Source organism: Vibrio sp. Isolate22 (genome assembly GCF_022398115.1).
Lineage (GTDB): Bacteria > Pseudomonadota > Gammaproteobacteria > Enterobacterales > Vibrionaceae > Vibrio.
In genome coordinates, this window is the sequence record NZ_JAKEUW010000015.1 from 24,718 (window position 1) to 42,105 (window position 17,388).

17 protein-coding genes, 1 riboswitch and 1 other annotated feature are annotated in these 17,388 nt (G+C 44.4%); of the genes, 12 read left to right on the forward strand and 5 right to left on the reverse strand.

The genetic code is table 11. The features are described from left to right. Positions 1–47 precede the first annotated feature (47 nt). Entirely contained in the window at positions 48–215 is a 168-nt protein-coding gene (locus L1D55_RS10605; protein ID WP_008224601.1) for a hypothetical protein, read from the reverse strand. A 276-nt stretch (positions 216–491) separates the two neighbouring features. On the opposite strand from L1D55_RS10605, the gene htpX reads away from it, so the two are divergent. After that, a complete protein-coding gene (gene htpX / locus L1D55_RS10610; protein WP_032498836.1) occupies positions 492–1,355 on the forward strand; it encodes a protease HtpX in 864 nt (287 codons plus the stop codon). A gap of 248 nt (positions 1,356–1,603) precedes the next feature. Here the strand turns inward: htpX and purB are convergent, their stop codons facing one another. From purB to mnmA, 3 genes are all read right to left on the reverse strand, one after another. Beyond that, positions 1,604–2,974, reverse strand: a complete 1,371-nt coding sequence (gene purB, locus L1D55_RS10615; RefSeq protein WP_239917400.1) for an adenylosuccinate lyase — start codon at positions 2,972–2,974, stop codon at positions 1,604–1,606. 143 nt (positions 2,975–3,117) lie between these two features. Beyond that, positions 3,118–3,735: a high frequency lysogenization protein HflD gene (gene hflD, locus L1D55_RS10620; protein ID WP_239833985.1), complete on the reverse strand. Its 618-nt coding sequence runs from the start codon at positions 3,733–3,735 to the stop codon at positions 3,118–3,120. Positions 3,736–3,778: 43 nt separating this feature from the next. Further along, on the reverse strand, positions 3,779–4,915 hold the full coding sequence (mnmA, locus tag L1D55_RS10625; protein WP_004742011.1) for a tRNA 2-thiouridine(34) synthase MnmA: 1,137 nt from the start codon (positions 4,913–4,915) through the stop codon (positions 3,779–3,781). Positions 4,916–5,118: 203 nt separating this feature from the next. Here mnmA and L1D55_RS10630 point away from each other — a divergent pair, with 203 nt between their 5' ends. Both L1D55_RS10630 and L1D55_RS10635 read left to right on the forward strand, forming a co-directional pair. Then, positions 5,119–5,388: a hypothetical protein gene (locus tag L1D55_RS10630; protein WP_008223525.1), complete on the forward strand. Its 270-nt coding sequence runs from the start codon at positions 5,119–5,121 to the stop codon at positions 5,386–5,388. Between the two features lie 102 nt (positions 5,389–5,490). Further along, positions 5,491–6,795, forward strand: coding sequence for an inosine/guanosine kinase (locus tag L1D55_RS10635; RefSeq protein WP_239917401.1), 1,305 nt, complete (start codon positions 5,491–5,493; stop codon positions 6,793–6,795). A gap of 210 nt (positions 6,796–7,005) precedes the next feature. Here L1D55_RS10635 and L1D55_RS10640 read toward each other — a convergent pair whose 3' ends face one another. Next, positions 7,006–7,416, reverse strand: a complete 411-nt coding sequence (locus tag L1D55_RS10640; RefSeq protein WP_061031763.1) for an H-NS family nucleoid-associated regulatory protein — start codon at positions 7,414–7,416, stop codon at positions 7,006–7,008. Between the two features lie 364 nt (positions 7,417–7,780). Then, positions 7,781–7,958: riboswitch (Lysine riboswitch) on the forward strand. Between the two features lie 112 nt (positions 7,959–8,070). Here L1D55_RS10640 and L1D55_RS10645 point away from each other — a divergent pair. The 9 genes from L1D55_RS10645 to hisIE all read left to right on the forward strand — a co-directional run bounded on the left by L1D55_RS10645 (position 8,071) and on the right by hisIE (position 17,304). Then, entirely contained in the window at positions 8,071–9,663 is a 1,593-nt protein-coding gene (locus tag L1D55_RS10645; RefSeq protein WP_239917402.1) for a Na+/H+ antiporter NhaC family protein, read from the forward strand. Between the two features lie 190 nt (positions 9,664–9,853). Continuing rightward, positions 9,854–9,990 (forward strand) — a sequence feature (His leader region). A 53-nt stretch (positions 9,991–10,043) separates the two neighbouring features. Then, entirely contained in the window at positions 10,044–10,940 is an 897-nt protein-coding gene (gene hisG / locus L1D55_RS10650; protein ID WP_004742016.1) for an ATP phosphoribosyltransferase, read from the forward strand. Continuing rightward, entirely contained in the window at positions 10,940–12,241 is a 1,302-nt protein-coding gene (hisD, locus tag L1D55_RS10655) for a histidinol dehydrogenase (protein WP_239917403.1), read from the forward strand. The genes hisG and hisD overlap by 1 nt, the downstream gene beginning before the upstream one ends. 9 nt (positions 12,242–12,250) lie before the next feature. Further along, positions 12,251–13,291: a histidinol-phosphate transaminase gene (gene hisC, locus L1D55_RS10660; RefSeq protein WP_239917404.1), complete on the forward strand. Its 1,041-nt coding sequence runs from the start codon at positions 12,251–12,253 to the stop codon at positions 13,289–13,291. Positions 13,292–13,423: 132 nt separating this feature from the next. Beyond that, on the forward strand, positions 13,424–14,512 hold the full coding sequence (gene hisB / locus L1D55_RS10665; RefSeq protein WP_239917405.1) for a bifunctional histidinol-phosphatase/imidazoleglycerol-phosphate dehydratase HisB: 1,089 nt from the start codon (positions 13,424–13,426) through the stop codon (positions 14,510–14,512). 9 nt (positions 14,513–14,521) lie between these two features. Beyond that, positions 14,522–15,136, forward strand: a complete 615-nt coding sequence (hisH, locus tag L1D55_RS10670) for an imidazole glycerol phosphate synthase subunit HisH (RefSeq protein ID WP_239917406.1) — start codon at positions 14,522–14,524, stop codon at positions 15,134–15,136. Between the two features lie 43 nt (positions 15,137–15,179). After that, positions 15,180–15,917, forward strand: coding sequence for a 1-(5-phosphoribosyl)-5-[(5-phosphoribosylamino)methylideneamino]imidazole-4-carboxamide isomerase (gene hisA, locus L1D55_RS10675; protein ID WP_239917407.1), 738 nt, complete (start codon positions 15,180–15,182; stop codon positions 15,915–15,917). Continuing rightward, on the forward strand, positions 15,899–16,672 hold the full coding sequence (gene hisF / locus L1D55_RS10680) for an imidazole glycerol phosphate synthase subunit HisF (protein ID WP_102423426.1): 774 nt from the start codon (positions 15,899–15,901) through the stop codon (positions 16,670–16,672). Before hisA ends, hisF begins: the two co-directional genes overlap by 19 nt. Beyond that, entirely contained in the window at positions 16,669–17,304 is a 636-nt protein-coding gene (gene hisIE, locus L1D55_RS10685) for a bifunctional phosphoribosyl-AMP cyclohydrolase/phosphoribosyl-ATP diphosphatase HisIE (RefSeq protein ID WP_105024630.1), read from the forward strand. Before hisF ends, hisIE begins: the two co-directional genes overlap by 4 nt. Positions 17,305–17,388 lie beyond the last annotated feature (84 nt).

Below are 17,388 nucleotides of genomic sequence, written 5' to 3' on the forward strand. Positions count from 1 at the left end.
TTGCAGCCCTTTTGCTATGTTAAGCCTGTGTAGAGTTAAGCTTGGGATTAGTGATCTTTTGTCAGCCCCATTAGTGCTTGCTGTGTCTCTGTGATGTTTTTTTGAGCTGCTTCTGGCGTAAGAATACCGATCTGTTTTTTCGCTTCTTCTTCAGTAATCCCTAGGTGACAGCACAGTAAATCGATAGCCATTTGAGTGTTAGTACCTTCAACCATGATCCTTTCCTTTTGTTACATGAACTAGCCAATACATTAATTGACTGACACTCTAAACGGATCGCTAGAGGTAGACCATACGACTTAGGTCTAATGGACGAGTGCGAATTGCGCTACTCCCGTAATCAAATGTTTCAATTTAATGCTTAACCTTGTTTTCTTAATCTAAGACTATATGTATAAGTAAGTATAAGTCGTCAAGGTTGGAATCAATTGCTGCCTGCCTTGTCTATAACAATAAGTTTGATAAAAACAGCTTTCATGCGGAGATAAGTAATGAAGCGAGTAATGTTGTTCCTTGCAACCAACCTTGCGGTTGTATTGGTTCTAAGTGTTGTTCTTAATATTGTATACGCAGTCACAGGTATGCAACCAGGTAGCCTCTCAGGCTTACTGGTGATGGCTGCGGTATTCGGTTTCGGCGGCTCATTCATCTCACTAATGATGTCAAAGAAAATGGCACTTCGTTCTGTTGGCGGTATGGTTATTGAAAGCCCGCGTAACGAAACAGAACATTGGTTGATGGAAACGGTAAGCCGTCAATCTCAACAGGTTGGTATTGGGATGCCGACAGTGGCGATCTATGACTCGCCAGACATCAACGCATTTGCGACAGGCGCTAAGCGTGACGATTCACTGGTCGCGGTATCAACTGGTTTGCTACACAACATGACGCGTGATGAAGCTGAAGCGGTACTGGCTCACGAAGTTAGTCACATCGCAAATGGTGACATGGTGACAATGACGCTGATGCAAGGTGTTGTGAACACGTTCGTTATTTTCCTATCTCGTTTCATTGCCAATATTGTGGCATCGAATGATAACGAGGAAGAGGGTGGTAGCAACATGATGGTGTACTTCGGTGTGTCTATGGTGCTGGAATTAGTATTCGGTTTCCTAGCGAGCTTCATCACCATGTGGTACAGCCGCCATCGTGAGTTCCATGCCGATGCAGGTGCTGCTCACTTGGTAGGTAAAGAGAAGATGATTGCTGCTCTAGAGCGTCTTAAGGTGAGCCACGAGCCACAACTAGAAGGTTCTATGATGGCATTTGGTATCAACGGTAAGCGTTCTCTAACAGAGCTTCTAATGAGCCACCCACCGCTAGATAAGCGTATTGCGTCTCTACGTAACATGTAATCTCTAACATAATTAGAGAATATTAAAGGCTTCCTTCGGGAGGCCTTTTTTGATCTCAGCTGTTAAGATTGGAGATTGAAGGGATGTGGTTTTCGTTATTGTGAGAGTTTAGCTCTATCAAAATGAGGTTAGGACTGGTTTTTGGGTTCTTGTCTGATAACTCTTGTGTTGCTTGCACACGTTATCGCGCGCAATAAAAAGGCTTCCACATGGGAAGCCTTCTCGTATTATCTAATTCGAAGCTCGAATTACAGCTTGTCAGTTAGCTCGACAGCTTGACCGATGTAGTTCGCTGGAGTCATCTCTTTTAGACGAACCTTCTCGTCTTCAGGAATCTCTAGACCGTCGATGAATGCACGCATGCCTTCGCCATCTACACGCTTACCACGAGTTAGCTCTTTAAGCTTCTCGTATGGCTTCTCGATGCCGTAACGACGCATTACTGTTTGTACTGGTTCAGCTAGAACTTCCCAGTTCTTGTCTAGTTCAGCAAGTAGTGCTTCGCGGTTAACTTCTAGCTTGCTAATACCTTTCAGAGTTGAAGTGTATGCAATGATAGCGTAGCCAACACCAACACCTAGGTTACGAAGAACCGTAGAGTCAGTTAGGTCACGTTGCCAGCGAGAAACTGGAAGTTTTTGCGCTAGGTGGCCGAATACAGCGTTAGCTAGACCAAGGTTGCCTTCTGAGTTTTCGAAGTCAATTGGGTTAACTTTGTGCGGCATTGTAGATGAGCCGATTTCACCAGCAATCGTCTTCTGCTTGAAGTGGCCAAGAGCAATGTAGCCCCAAACGTCACGGTCGAAGTCTAGAAGGATAGTGTTGAAACGAGCAATCGCGTCGAATAGCTCAGCGATGTAATCGTGAGGTTCGATTTGAGTTGTGTACGGGTTCCAAGTTACACCAAGAGATTCAGTGATGAACTCTTCAGAGAACTGGTGCCAATCTACTTCTGGGTATGCAGAAAGGTGTGCGTTGTAGTTACCAACAGCGCCGTTGATTTTCGCTAGGATCTCAACGTTTTCGATTTGCTTGTATTGACGTTCCATACGGTACGCAACGTTAGCCATCTCTTTACCCATAGTAGAAGGAGAAGCAGGCTGACCATGTGTACGAGAAAGAAGAGGAATGTCGCGGTATTCGTTCGCAAGTGCTTTGATTGCGTCGATTACGTTGCGGATTTCTGGAAGAACAACTTCGTCACGAGCTTCTTTAAGCATAAGCGCGTGAGACGTGTTGTTGATGTCTTCAGAAGTACATGCAAAGTGAATGAATTCGTTTACAGCGTGAAGCTCAGGAACGCCAGCTACTTTCTCTTTCAAGAAGTACTCAACCGCTTTTACGTCGTGGTTTGTTGTGCGCTCGATCTCTTTGATACGTAGAGCATCTTCTTCGCTGAAGTTAGTGGCTAGTTCATCAAGAAACTGGTTAGCTTCTGCACTGAACGCTGGTACTTCTTTGATTGCATCAGTAGCTGCAAGCTTTTGTAACCAACGAATTTCAACGATAGAGCGGTACTTTAGTAGACCAAACTCACTAAAGATGCTGCGTAATGCAATAGTCTTACTTCCGTAACGGCCGTCTACTGGTGAAACAGCAGTCAATGCTGACAGTTCCATGGTGTTCTCCTGAATTGAGTTTTCTAAATTTTGAGAGGTTTATACCAGTAACAATCTCAATTGTCACGCATATTGCGCAAACGTTTGCGTGAGAGTTGTGTTGATACAAAAAACAAGCTCGCGACGAGGCGCGAGCTAATAAGTTACATTCGAGCTAATAGGATTTGAGCCTGCTCGATCATCTTCTTGCGACCGAAGATAAGGTGACGACGTTTGCCGCCCACCTGACGCCATAGAACAGCACTTCGAATCCCTGAGAGTAGTAGGGCACGAACCTTATGTTGGGTCGAGGTTTGTTGAAGTACCGCTGGCGTGCCAGAAACCTGAATGCGAGGGCCGATTGGGCTCACAACATCAAGGTAGATGCTCGCTAGGTTGCTGATCATCTGCTCGTCAAACAAGTCGAAATGTTCACTCTGGCGCTCTGCAGTTTGAATGCGGTCACCAAGCTGAGACATAGAGTCGTTGCGAGATGATAGCTTACGTTCAAGCGCCATTAAGCTAATGATGTAACGAGTGATATCGCTACCAGCAGGAGTACTATCGATACCTTTTACTAGGCACTCAAGACCTAATTTTAGGTTAGCTTCACGTCCAAAAACACCAACAGTGTTTGCTGGGCTAGTATTCAAAATAGCACTGAGTGAAGCTTCGAAGGCATCTTTATCACAATGGCCGTCTTTCGCTACTTGTTGAACCAAAGCCACAGCTTGGCAAATTCCGGCGAAAGCAATAGTACGGTCATAAAGTGTATTAGCCACGTAGTAACTCCTAGTTGTCTTCTATCGTTTGTCGTTCGATCAGTTAGATGCGTTTTTCGATGATACCACCGCCAAGACACACGTCGTCTTGGTAGAATACTGCAGATTGACCTGGGGTCACTGCGATCTGTGGCTCGTCAAAAATAACCTTAATGTTCTCGTCATCAATTGGGATGATTGTACAAGGAATATCGGTTTGACGGTAACGTGTTTTTACCGTGCATGTCATAACTTCAGTAATTGGTGTGCGATTTACCCAATGAAGCTGAGAAGCGATCAAACCTTCTGATTTAAGAAGAGGGTGATCTTTACCTTGTACGGCAATCAGAACATTACGCTTAAGGTCTTTTTCACCAACAAACCATGGTTCTTCATTGCCGCCACCACCTTTGGTGCCGCCAATGTGAAGGCCTTTACGTTGACCTAACGTGTGGTACATCAAGCCGTTGTGTTTACCAATCACTTTACCTTCTGGTGTTTCGATGTCACCTGGTTGTGCTGGTAGGTATTTGCCAAGGAACTCTGTGAACTTACGCTCACCGATAAAGCAGATACCTGTAGAATCTTTCTTCTTCGCTGTGATTAAGTCTTGCTCTTCAGCAATGCGTCGCACTTCTGGTTTCTCTAATTCACCAACAGGGAATAGGCTGCGCGCAACTTGGTCTGAGCTTAGCGTGTAAAGGAAGTAGCTTTGGTCTTTGTTGCTGTCTAGACCACGTAGCATCTCTGGTTTTACGCCAGCATCTAACTCTTCTTGAGTTGGGAAAGTACGACGAACGTAGTGACCCATCGCAATGTAGTCTGCGTCTAGTACTTCATCGGCAAACTCTAAGAATGCTTTGAATTTTATTTCTTTGTTACAAAGAATATCTGGGTTAGGAGTACGACCTGCTTTGTATTCCGCAAGGAAGTATTCGAATACGTTGTCCCAGTATTCTGCAGCAAAGTTGATAGTGTGAAGGTGGATACCTAGTTTGTCACATACCGCCTGAGCATCAGCAAGATCTTCAGCTGCCGTGCAGTATTCTTCGTTATCGTCTTCTTCCCAGTTTTTCATGAAAAGGCCTTCTACCTGATAGCCTTGTTGCTGAAGAAGATACGCCGATACTGACGAATCTACACCGCCGGACATACCGACAATTACTTTCTTTTCGCTGTTTCCAGAGCTGATATCTGACATGTCTAAACACCGTTACTATTACTTGGTCGCAGATTCTAACAGAAAGAGAAACGCCGTGACAGATCCGAGACCGGAATCACAGTTTCATTTGCACAAATAGTGCGCTGACTTTGTTAGTAATCGCATGAGAGCGAGGTGAGTCGCTAGGATGTCAGAAGTATATGTGGCATAGTCGCTCGAAATCCAAGACTTGAGATAAAAAAATGTCTGAACAAAATGAATTTATGCAAGAAGAGCAGTTGATTGAAATTATTGAAAATCAGCTAGAAGACGGTCAGCCAATTAAAGTAAAAGAGACGTTAATGCGCCTTATGATGACAGGCACACCACGTGAAGACGCAATTGCAGCAATGGCGTGTGCACTTGCGGTTGAAGTATTTGACGTAATGAAGAATGGCGCAGAGTTTAATCAAAAGCGTTATGCCGAGCATTTAGAGATGCTGCCTGATTTAAGCTTTATGGAAGGTGAATAAAAAAATAGCTCAGCAAACGTTTGCTATAGTTTGAATGATTGCCGCGTTAAATATAGCGCGGTAGAATCCGCCACCTATTTCCCCTTGACTTAGACTAGCCCTATGAAATTCCCTGGACAACGTAAATCAAAGCACTATTTTCCGGTTCACGCACGTGACCCATTAGTGAGCCAAGCTCAAAGCAGTAAAAGAATGTCACGCACTCATATTATCGGTATTGACCAAACTTTGGTGGATATTGAAGCAAAAGTGAGTTCTGAACTTATTGAGAAGTACGGTTTAAGTAAGGGACACTCACTGGTTATCGTTGATGAAGCGGCTGAGTCTTTATATCAAGAACTAAAAGAACAGTGTCTAATTACCAATGAATATGCTGGTGGCACTATCGGTAATACATTACACAATTACTCAGTACTAGCGGATGACCGTTCAACGCTACTCGGCGTAATGAGCCAGGATATTAAAATTGGTAGCTATGGTTACCGCTATTTATGTAATACATCAAGCAGAATGGACTTGAACCATTTACAAGGGGTAGATGGCGCAATCGGTCGCTGCTTTGCATTAATTACTGAAGATGGTGAGCGTACTTTCGCAATTAGCGAAGGGCAAATGAACCAACTAAAACCAGAAAGTATTCCTGAAAAGATTTTCAAAAGTGCTTCTGCTTTAGTATTAACGGCTTATTTAGTTCGTTGTAAGCCGGGTGACCCGATGCCTGAAGCAACAATGAAAGCGATCGAATACGCGAAGAAATACGATGTGCCTGTTGTTTTAACTCTGGGTACGAAATTCGTTATTCAAGACGATCCTGAATTCTGGAAAGATTTCTTAGAGCAACACGTAACGGTTGTTGCAATGAATGAAGACGAAGCCGAAGCCCTAACTGGTGAAAGCGATCCACTCGCTGCTTCTGACAAAGCGCTAGATTGGGTAGACCTAGTACTATGTACTGCTGGTCCTGTTGGTCTATTTATGGCGGGTTACACGGAAGACGCAGCGAAACGTGAAACATCACTGCCTTTACTCCCAGGTTCAATTGCTGAATTTAACCGTTATGAATTTAGCCGTCCTGCTCATAAAGATTTATGTGAAAACCCTACTAAAGTTTATTCACATATTGCGCCTTATATGGGCGGTCCTGAGAAGATCAAAAATACCAATGGTGCAGGTGATGCGGCTTTATCTGCTTTATTACATGATATGGCTGCGAATAAGTACCACAAAGAAAACGTGCCAAACTCAAGTAAGCACCAACATTCATTCTTGACGTATTCTTCTTTCTCACAAGTTTGTAAATATTCAAACCGTGCGAGCTATGAAGTATTGGTTCAGCACTCTCCACGTTTATCTCGCGGTCTTCCTGAAAGAGAAGATAGCCTAGAAGAAGCGTACTGGGAAAGATAAGAGACTTTGTTTATCCGCTGCGCACAAGTTTATCAAATGCGCAGCAATGTTTATAAAGAACATTTATGGGTAACAAAATATAAAAAAGGCTCCGAAAGGAGCCTTTTTGTTTCTAAATATATTGAAGCCGTAAATAATACTTTAGTCGACTTAAATATTAATTCTATTGCTTAGTCAGTAATTGCGACACCCACTATGCAAATTGAACATTTAGATAGCGAAATCTTCTAGAGATTTACCAGCATCTAGTTGTTCTTGGATAGCTGAAGGTGTACGACCTTGGCCTGTCCAAGTTTTCTCGTCGCCGTTCGCATCTACGTATTTGTATTTAGCTGGGCGAGGAGCGCGTTTCGCTTTTGTTGTTTTAGATTTTGCTTCGCCAGAAAGCGCAGCAATAAGATCAGCAACATCAATTCCGTCTTTTGCGATTTGCTCAGCAATAGCAGAAAGTTTAGCTTCTTGTGCTGCTTTAGCCGCACGTTCTTCAGCTTCAGACTCTTGACGCTCTTGTACAACAATAGTTAGCTTGTCTAGCGCTTCTTCTAGTTGCTCAAGAGTTAATTCACGTGAGAATGCGCGAAGGCTACGGATATTTAATAGAGTTTTTGTTAATTCAGACATGATATTTTCCATCAAGGTAAACTAAATAATCTACCTAATAATAAACAGAGCTTGGGAATAAAACAAACAGTATTTCTTCTATTACATATTTAAATATAAAAGTGAGATGAATAGTTGAAAATGCCAATGCTCATCTCAATTGAATTTATAATAAATATTAAGAATATCTTAAAAGCTGATATGTGACTGGTGGAGTAGTTACACTATGTTGACTATTCTTAAGTTGAATAGTTCACAAATAAAAAGCCGCTTTTCTCGGAATGATATGTTGCATTGTTGCTCTTGATGGGTACAATTGCGGCTACCTGATGCGATGCTTTGGTTAATCATTTGTTAAACTATTGTTTGAGTGGTTAATAATGTTGTCGCACGTAGAGGTGCAATTATAAAAAGTAGTTTTCGTTGGGGTGATGCCAATGAACGGGAATGAAAGGTGTAATTGCCGAAGTAAATTGTATATCTAAGCAATTTGCTGGGGTTGTGCTCAATAGGTACAACACTGCCATAGTCTTAATTTTAAACTATGGAGCGCTACTGTAGGGTTGGGTGAAGTGTTCACTTCCCTTTCGCTTAGTTCAACATGAACTTGGTCATCCGTATCAAGTTTGTCTGCAGTAGATCTCTAGCCAAATAAAAAACTGGTTTTTGAAGATCATGAATTTAATAGATTTTGCAACATCTCCTTTATCTTTGCTTCCGCCACTTGTGGCTTTGAGCCTTGCTATCGTTACCCGCCGTGTATTGGTTTCTCTGGGTGTAGGTATCGTTATGGGTGCTATCTTACTTGCTGATTACTCAGTGGGTAATGCCGCTAGCTACGTATTTACTAAAGCATCTGGCGTTTTCATTGAAGATGGCGGTATCAACACTTGGAACATGAGCATCATTGCTTTCCTAATTATCTTGGGAATGACAACGGCGCTATTAACACTGTCTGGTGGTACTCGCGCATTCGCTGAATGGGCTCAGTCTCGCGTTAAAAGCAAACGTGGTTCTAAACTGCTTGCAGCTTTCTTAGGCGTATTCATCTTTGTGGATGATTACTTTAACAGCTTGGCGGTCGGTGCAATCTCTCGTCCTGTAACAGACCGTTTCTACGTATCTCGCGCTAAGCTAGCTTATATTCTTGATTCTACTGCAGCTCCTATGTGTGTGATCATGCCAGCTTCTAGTTGGGGTGCTTACATTATTACTATTATCGGTGGCATCCTAGTAACACACGGTGTGACTGAGTATTCAGCTCTAGGCGCTTACGTTCGTCTAATTCCAATGAACTTCTACGCGGTATTTGCACTTCTTATGGTGTTCGCAGTGGCGTGGTTCGGTCTAGATGTTGGTAAGATGCGCGATCATGAGATCGAAGCGTCTCAAGGTCGTGGCTTTGAAGGTGACAACGACAGCCAACAAGCTCACGATTTAAACGAAGAGCTAGATATCGAAGAGAGCGAGAATGGTTCTGTTTCTGACCTAATCATGCCGATCGTTTCATTGATCGTAGCGACGGTTGCAGCGATGCTTTACACAGGTGGTCAAGCGTTAGCGGCTGATGGTCAAGCGTTTAACCTACTTGGTGCATTCGAAAATACAGATGTTGGTAAGTCTCTTGTTTACGGTGGCATCATCGGCCTACTTGTTGCTTTAGCGACGGTATTTAAGCAGAAGCTATCTATGGCAGACATCGCAAGAACGATGTGGATTGGTGCAAGCTCTATGTTTGGCGCTATCCTAATCCTTGTGTTCGCTTGGACTATCGGTTCTGTAATCGGTGACATGAAAACAGGTACGTACTTGTCTTCTCTAGTAACAGGCAGCATTGATTACCACTGGCTACCAGTTATCCTGTTCCTACTTGCAGGCATCATGGCTTTCTCTACCGGTACTTCATGGGGTACGTTCGGCATCATGCTACCTATCGCGGGTGATATGGCGGCAGCATCGGATATCGCACTGATTCTTCCTATGCTAAGTGCGGTTCTAGCGGGCGCGGTATTTGGTGACCACTGTTCTCCGATTTCAGATACAACGATTTTGTCTTCGACAGGTGCTCGTTGTAACCACATCGACCACGTATCAACACAGCTTCCATACGCGCTAGCAGTAGCGTTTGTATCGTGCATTGGCTTCATTACCCTAGGTATGACAGCCTCTATCGGTATCGCATTCAGCGCAGCAGCTCTAACGTTCGTTGCTGTGTGTTTCGCTCTGGCTTATTTTTCTCGCTGCAAAATAGCGACATGCAAAAGCTAAAAACGAAAGTTAATCAGTAAACTATCAGGGAGGCTTTAGCCTCCCTTTTTTGTGCCTGTTAATTTAATTTTAAGTTTCGTGAAAAAAGTTCGAATTAATGGTTGAAAAAGGATCTTACCTTGGTTAGTGTGGAGACAAGACAGCAAACAACCTAAGAGCTGATAAGTATGCGTAAATTAGTAATGAACATTCATCACCATCATCACCCTATCTAGTCTTTCGGGGAGATTTACGTATACCCGGGAGCAAGGTTACTCCCGGAGGTTAAGTCAAAAGAATTTAGATTTAAACCCTCGGGATGACAGAGTCTTCCGAGGGTTTTTTAGTTTTAGCGCTTTTAAATAATCAACAAATTCAAATATTTGCACAGGGATACAGCAATGCAGACACAACGCCTAAGAATCGCAATTCAAAAGAAAGGTCGCCTAAGTAAAGAGTGCCAAGACCTACTAAAAAAATGTGGTGTTAAATTTAACATCATGGGTGAGCGCCTAGTCGTTCATTCACTAAATATGCCAATTGACCTGTTATTAGTTCGTGATGACGACATCCCAGGTCTCATCATGGATGGTGTGGTTGACCTTGGTTTTATCGGTGAGAATGAGCTTGAAGAAGTTCGTCTAGATCGCCTTGCTCTTAAAGAGCCTGCAGAGTTCCAAACACTACGTCGTCTAGATTTCGGTGGCTGCCGTTTATCTATCGCTATCAATAAAGACGAACAGTACAACGGCCCACAAGATCTAGCGGGCAAGCGTATTGCAACAACCTACCCACAACTACTCAAAGCCTACATGGACGAGCAGGGTGTTGATTTCAGCACTTGTATGCTAACAGGCTCGGTTGAAGTAGCGCCTCGCGCTGGTCTAGCTGATGCAATCGCGGACTTGGTTTCTACCGGTGCAACGCTAGAAGCAAACGGCCTAAAAGAAGCGGAAGTGATTTTCCAGTCTAAAGCGACTTTGATTCAACGTACTGGTGAATTCGACGCAGACAAAACAGCATTGATTGAAAAGCTACTGACTCGTATGCAGGGTGTTCAACAAGCGAAAGAGTCGAAGTACATCATGCTACACGCGCCAACGTCTCAGCTTGAGCAAATCAAAGCACTACTGCCTGGCGCTGAAGATCCAACAGTACTGCCACTTTCAACAGACAAAGATAAAGTTGCCGTTCACCTAGTAAGTACAGAGAACTTGTTCTGGGAAACGATGGAACAGCTGAAAGAGTTAGGCGCAAGCTCGATTCTAGTACTACCAATCGAAAAAATGATGGGGTAATGACGATGAGAACCGTTGTTTGGCAATCTTTAAGTGAATCACAGCAAGACTCGGTATTAGAGCGTCCCGCTATTACTGAAGGTGCAAACATCACAGCGACAGTTTCTGATGTTATTGCAAAAGTACGAAACGAGGGCGATGCAGCGCTTAAAGAACTGACTGAGAAGTTTGACCGCGTTACTCCAAAATCAATTCGAGTGAGCTCGGATGAAATTGAAGAAGCGAGCGCTCGTCTAACTCCAGAAATGAAGCGGGCACTAGAACAAGCTTACAGCAATATTGCTAAGTTCCACGAAGCTCAGAAACCTCAGCCAATTAAGGTTGAGACGCAACCAGGTGTCGTGTGTGAGCAAGTGACACGTGCGATTAACACAGTTGGTCTGTACATCCCGGGTGGCAGTGCGCCACTTCCGTCAACGGTTCTTATGTTAGGTGTTCCCGCTCAAATCGCAGGTTGTCGCAAGGTTGTACTTTGTTCTCCTCCGCCAATCGCTGACGAAATTCTGTATGTCGCTAAGCTTTGTAAGATCGACGAGGTTTACAACGTAGGTGGTGGTCAAGCGGTTGCTGCGATGGCTTACGGTACGGAAAGTGTTGCTAAAGTCGATAAGATTTTCGGCCCAGGTAATGCATTCGTGACTGAAGCAAAACGCCAAGTAAGCAACGACTTCCGCGGCGCGGCAATTGATATGCCAGCAGGACCATCAGAAGTGTTGGTGATTGCTGATGAAACAGCAGACGCAGACTTCATTGCTGCTGACTTGTTGAGCCAAGCGGAGCACGGTCCTGATTCTCAAGTGGTGTTGGTAACACCTTCGCCATTGATTGCGGATCAAGTAACCGAAGCCGTTCAAAAACAATTGAAAGAGCTATCTCGTGCGAGTATCGCTCAGCAAGCGTTGGCATCAAGCCTGATCATCATTGCTGAATCCATCACTCAAGCGATTGCGATTTCAAACTTTTACGGTCCTGAACACTTGATCGTTCAAACCAAGAACCCACGTGAATTGCTGCCATTGCTAGACAATGCAGGTTCTATCTTCCTTGGCGATTGGTCTCCAGAATCTGCAGGCGACTATGCCTCTGGTACTAACCACGTATTGCCGACTTACGGTTACACCAAGACATACTCTAGCCTTGGTTTAGCTGATTTCTCAAAACGTATGACAGTACAAGAACTGAGCGCTGATGGCCTAAAAGGCTTAGCTCCAACAGTTGTTACTATGGCGGAAGCCGAAGGCTTGGATGCACACAAACGTGCTGTGACAATCCGAGTTGAAAAGTTAAACCAAGCTAAATAAGGGCAGGGCATGGAAAAGTTAGCAAGAAAACAAGTTCAGGCTCTTACACCTTACTTGTCTGCAAGACGCATTGGCGGCACAGGTGATGTATGGCTAAATGCCAACGAATCTCCGTTTGATAACGAGTACAACTTAAATCTGTCTCGTCTTAATCGTTACAGCGAGTGTCAGCCTAAAGAGTTGATTGATGCTTACGCGCAATATGCAGGTGTGAAATCGGAGCAAACTCTGACGACACGAGGCGCTGATGAAGGTATCGAACTACTGATTCGCGCTTTTTGTGAGCCGAACGAAGACGCTATCCTTTACTGCCCACCAACCTACGGTATGTACGCAATCAGTGCAGAAACCATCGGTGTTGAGCGTAAAGTTGTGCCTCTAACTGCAGAGTGGCAACTTGACCTTCCTGCAATTGAAGCTCAGCTAGACAACGTGAAAGTGGTGTTTGTGTGTAGCCCAAATAACCCGACTGGTAATTTGGTTGAACGTAAAGACATCATTAAGTTACTTGAGATGACTCAAGATAAAGCAATTGTTGTGATGGATGAAGCGTACATCGACTTCTGTCCAGAAGCGTCAACCGTTGATTTACTTGAGCAATACCCGAACTTAGCGATTCTGCGTACTCTGTCTAAAGCTTTTGCATTGGCTGGGTTACGCTGCGGCTTTACGCTAGCGAACCAAGAGCTTATCGATGTATTGTTGAAAGTGATTGCGCCATACCCAGTGTCAATTCCTGTTGCTGATATCGCAGTTCAAGCACTCTCAGAGCAAGGCCTTGCGAGAGCGAAGTTTCAAGTTCTGGACTTAAGCGCTAACCGAGCGTACCTACAGGCTGGTCTGATGGGAATGCCTAACGTTACGGTATTCGATGGTTGGGGTAACTACCTTTTGGTTAAATTCCCGAACGGTGACGAACTGTTTAATGCGGCATGGGACAGCGGCATTATCTTACGTAATTCGCCAATTGAAGACTGTGTTCGAATTAGTATTGGTAACCGCGAAGAGTGCGAAAAGACACTTGGATTCATTCGTAACTTTTACCAGTAACGAAAGGCTTGCCAGTAATAACATTTGTCAGCTTTTATTTGATAAATAATAGGCTGACAAATGAAACCAATATTTTGGGTTAGCGTTTAATTTTAGCTAGGCCACCAGATTTAAAATTAAAAGGAAGTTCAAGTGAGTAAACAACAAAAAATACTTTTTATAGACCGCGACGGCACCTTAATTGTTGAGCCGCCAGTCGATTTCCAAGTAGACCGTTTAGACAAACTGAAATTTGAACCGCTAGTGATTCCTAGCCTGCTTGCATTACAAGACGCTGGCTACCGCTTAGTTATGGTAACTAACCAAGATGGCCTTGGTACAGATAGCTACCCACAAGAAGATTTCGATGCGCCACACAACATGATGATGGATTTCTTTGAATCTCAAGGCGTAAAGTTTGATGACGTGCTTATTTGCCCTCACTTTGACGAAGACAGCTGCTCTTGCCGTAAGCCTAAACTGGGCATGGTTAAAGAGTATCTGCAAGGCGGTAAAGTAGACTTCCAACACTCTGTTGTGATTGGTGACCGCGTGACTGATCTGCAATTAGCAGAGAACATGGCAATCCGTGGTATTCAGTATGGTCCAGATGCTGAAACAGAAGGCACACTTAACTGGCCACAAATTGTTAAAGACTTAACGGTTAACGCTCGTGTTGCTGAAGTGGTTCGAACGACGAAAGAAACGGACATCAAAGTAGCGGTAAACCTTGATGAAACTGGCGGTAACAAGATTGACACTGGCATGGGTTTCTTCGACCACATGCTTGATCAAATTGCGACGCACGGTGGTTTCCAAATGAATCTAACTGTGAAAGGCGATCTACATATTGACGATCACCACACGGTAGAAGATACAGCACTTGCGTTAGGCCAGGCTCTGAAAGATGCGCTAGGCGACAAACGTGGCATTGGCCGCTTTGGTTTTAGCTTGCCAATGGATGAGTGTTTAGCTCAGTGTGCGTTAGACCTTTCTGGCCGTCCATACCTGAAGTTTGATGCAGAGTTCAGCCGTGAGCAAGTGGGTGACCTGTCAACGGAAATGGTGGTTCACTTCTTCCGTTCTTTAACTGACACGCTAGCTTGTACGCTACACCTTTCTTCTGCTGGCAATAATGATCACCACATCATTGAGAGCCTATTCAAAGCATTTGGTCGTACTCTGCGCCAAGCAATTAAAGTTGAAGGTAATGAATTACCAAGCAGCAAAGGCGTTCTGTAAGGAATCGGTATGAAAGAGCAGAAAGTAGTTATTATTGATACTGGTTGTGCCAACGTCTCATCGGTTAAATTTGCGATTGAACGTCTGGGTTACAACGTTGAGATTTCAAAAGAGCCTGAAGTGGTTCTTGCAGCCGACAAGCTATTCCTACCAGGTGTAGGTACCGCAAGTGAAGCAATGAAGAACTTACAAGAGCGCGACCTTGTTGCTCTTGTAAAGCAAGTAGAGAAGCCTCTGCTTGGCATTTGTTTAGGCATGCAGCTTCTTGGTAAGTTATCTCAAGAAAAAGGCCAAAAGGCCGACGAGCTAGTTGAATGTTTAGGCTTGTGTGAGGGTGAAGTTCGTTTATTGGATACGGGCGATTTACCACTGCCACACATGGGTTGGAATACTGTCACTGCAACACCGAATCACCCTCTATTTAAAGACATTGAAGAAGGCGAGTACTTTTACTTCGTTCATAGCTTCGCAATGCCAGTAGGTGACTACACCATCGCACAGTGTGATTACGGCAATCCGTTTACCGCAGCGGTGCAAAGCGGTAACTATTATGGTGTTCAGTTCCACCCAGAACGCTCATCAAAAGCTGGTTCTAAGCTGATTCAGAACTTCTTGGAATTGTAATAAGGATTAGGTAGCGGCTAACGTTGCCATATAAGGAATGTAAATGATTATTCCCGCATTAGATTTAATTGAAGGCCAAGTAGTTCGCTTATTCCAAGGGGACTACGGTCAAGTAACAGAATACAAAGTAGACCCAGCAGAGCAGTTCAACCTATATCACCAAGCTGGTGCTGGCTGGTTGCACCTTGTTGATTTAACAGGTGCAAAAGACACGACAGCTCGCCAGTTGGACCTGATCGCTAAGCTACTTGATAGCACGCCGGCTAACATTCAAATTGGCGGCGGTGTGCGTAATGAACAAGATGTGATTGATCTACTCGAAGCCGGAGCACAACGTGTTGTTGTTGGTTCAACGGCAGTCAAACAGCCAGAGCTTGTTAAAGGCTGGATGGAAAAGTACGGTGCTGAAAAAATCGTTCTTGCTCTGGATATCAACATCGACGAAAGCGGCACTCGTAAAGTGGCGATTTCAGGTTGGCAGGAAGATTCTGGCGTGACCATTGAAGCGCTGATTGAGGACTACCTGACCGTTGGCCTTAAGCACGTTCTGTGTACTGATATCTCTCGTGATGGCACGTTAGAAGGATCAAACGTTGAGCTTTACGTGGATCTTTGTAAGCAGTACCCGCAGGTTCAGTTCCAATCATCGGGCGGCATTGGCAGCCTAGCAGACATCGAAGCTCTAAAAGGTAGCGGTGTGGCTGGTGTGATTGTGGGTCGTGCGCTACTTGATGGTAAGTTCACCGCAGAGGAGGCATTTGCATGCTGGCAAAGCGAATAATCCCTTGTTTGGATGTCCGTGACGGACAAGTGGTTAAGGGCGTTCAGTTCCGTAACCACGAAATCATTGGCGACATCGTTCCGCTAGCACAGCGCTATGCAGAAGAGGGCGCGGATGAATTAGTATTTTACGATATCACGGCATCAAGTGATGGCCGTGTTGTTGATAAGAGTTGGGTAAAGCGTGTTGCAGAGGTGATTGATATTCCTTTCTGTGTCGCTGGTGGTATTAAGTCGGCTGAAGATGCTGCGCGTATTTTAGAATTTGGAGCTGACAAAGTATCCATTAACTCACCAGCACTGGCTAACCCTCAATTGATCACTGACCTGGCTGATAAATTCGGTGTGCAGTGTATCGTTGTTGGCATCGACTCATACTTTGATAAAGAAACCGGTAAGTACCAGGTTTATCAATTCACTGGCGATGAAGCGCGTACTAAAGCAACCAAATGGGAAACCAAAGATTGGGTGCAGGAAGTACAGAAACGTGGCGCTGGTGAAATTGTGTTGAACATGATGAACCAAGATGGTGTTCGTAACGGTTATGACCTTGAGCAGCTCAACATGGTACGTGAAGTATGTAACGTTCCATTGATTGCTTCGGGTGGCGCAGGTGCAATGGAGCACTTCGCAGAAGCGTACAATAAAACTAATGTGGATGGAGCGCTTGCGGCTTCGGTATTCCACAAACAAGTCATCAATATTGGTGAATTAAAGCAGTATCTAAAACAACAAGGTGTAGAGGTGCGTCTATGAGTTTTGCAGCGACAGAAGTAAATACGCTAGCTGAACGTATCAATTGGGATAAAGTCGACGGTCTCGTTCCTGCGATTGTACAAGATTTCCAGTCAAGCCAAGTGCTGATGATGGGTTACATGAACCAAGATGCATTAGCAAAGACGGGCGAAACAGGTCAAGTGACCTTCTTCTCTCGTACTAAAGAGCGCCTTTGGACTAAAGGTGAGACTTCAGGAAATGTTCTGCAACTGGTGAATATGTCACTGGACTGCGACAACGATACCTTGCTAGTCAAAGTGAACCCAATTGGTCCTACGTGTCACTTGGGTACGACAACATGCTGGGATTCTGATCCACAGGAAGAGTCTCAGATGGTGTGGCTTCATCAACTTGAGCAGCTACTGGCTGCCCGCAAGGACGCAGATCCTGACTCTTCTTACACTGCCAGCTTATATGCCCGTGGCACCAAGCGTATATCGCAAAAAGTGGGCGAAGAAGGCGTTGAAGTCGCGCTTGCGGCGACGTCGGGCGATAAGGCGGAGCTAGTCTGTGAATCAGCAGATTTGATCTATCACCTAATGGTTCTATTGCAAGACCAAGGTCTATCAATGAACGATGTGGTGAATAAGCTAAAAGAGCGTCATAAGTAGGCTCTCTTTAGATTCATTGAATCCCACAAAAGATAGTAAAAAGCCCCGTAAACAACCTTGTTTACGGGGCTTTTTTATCGCTCT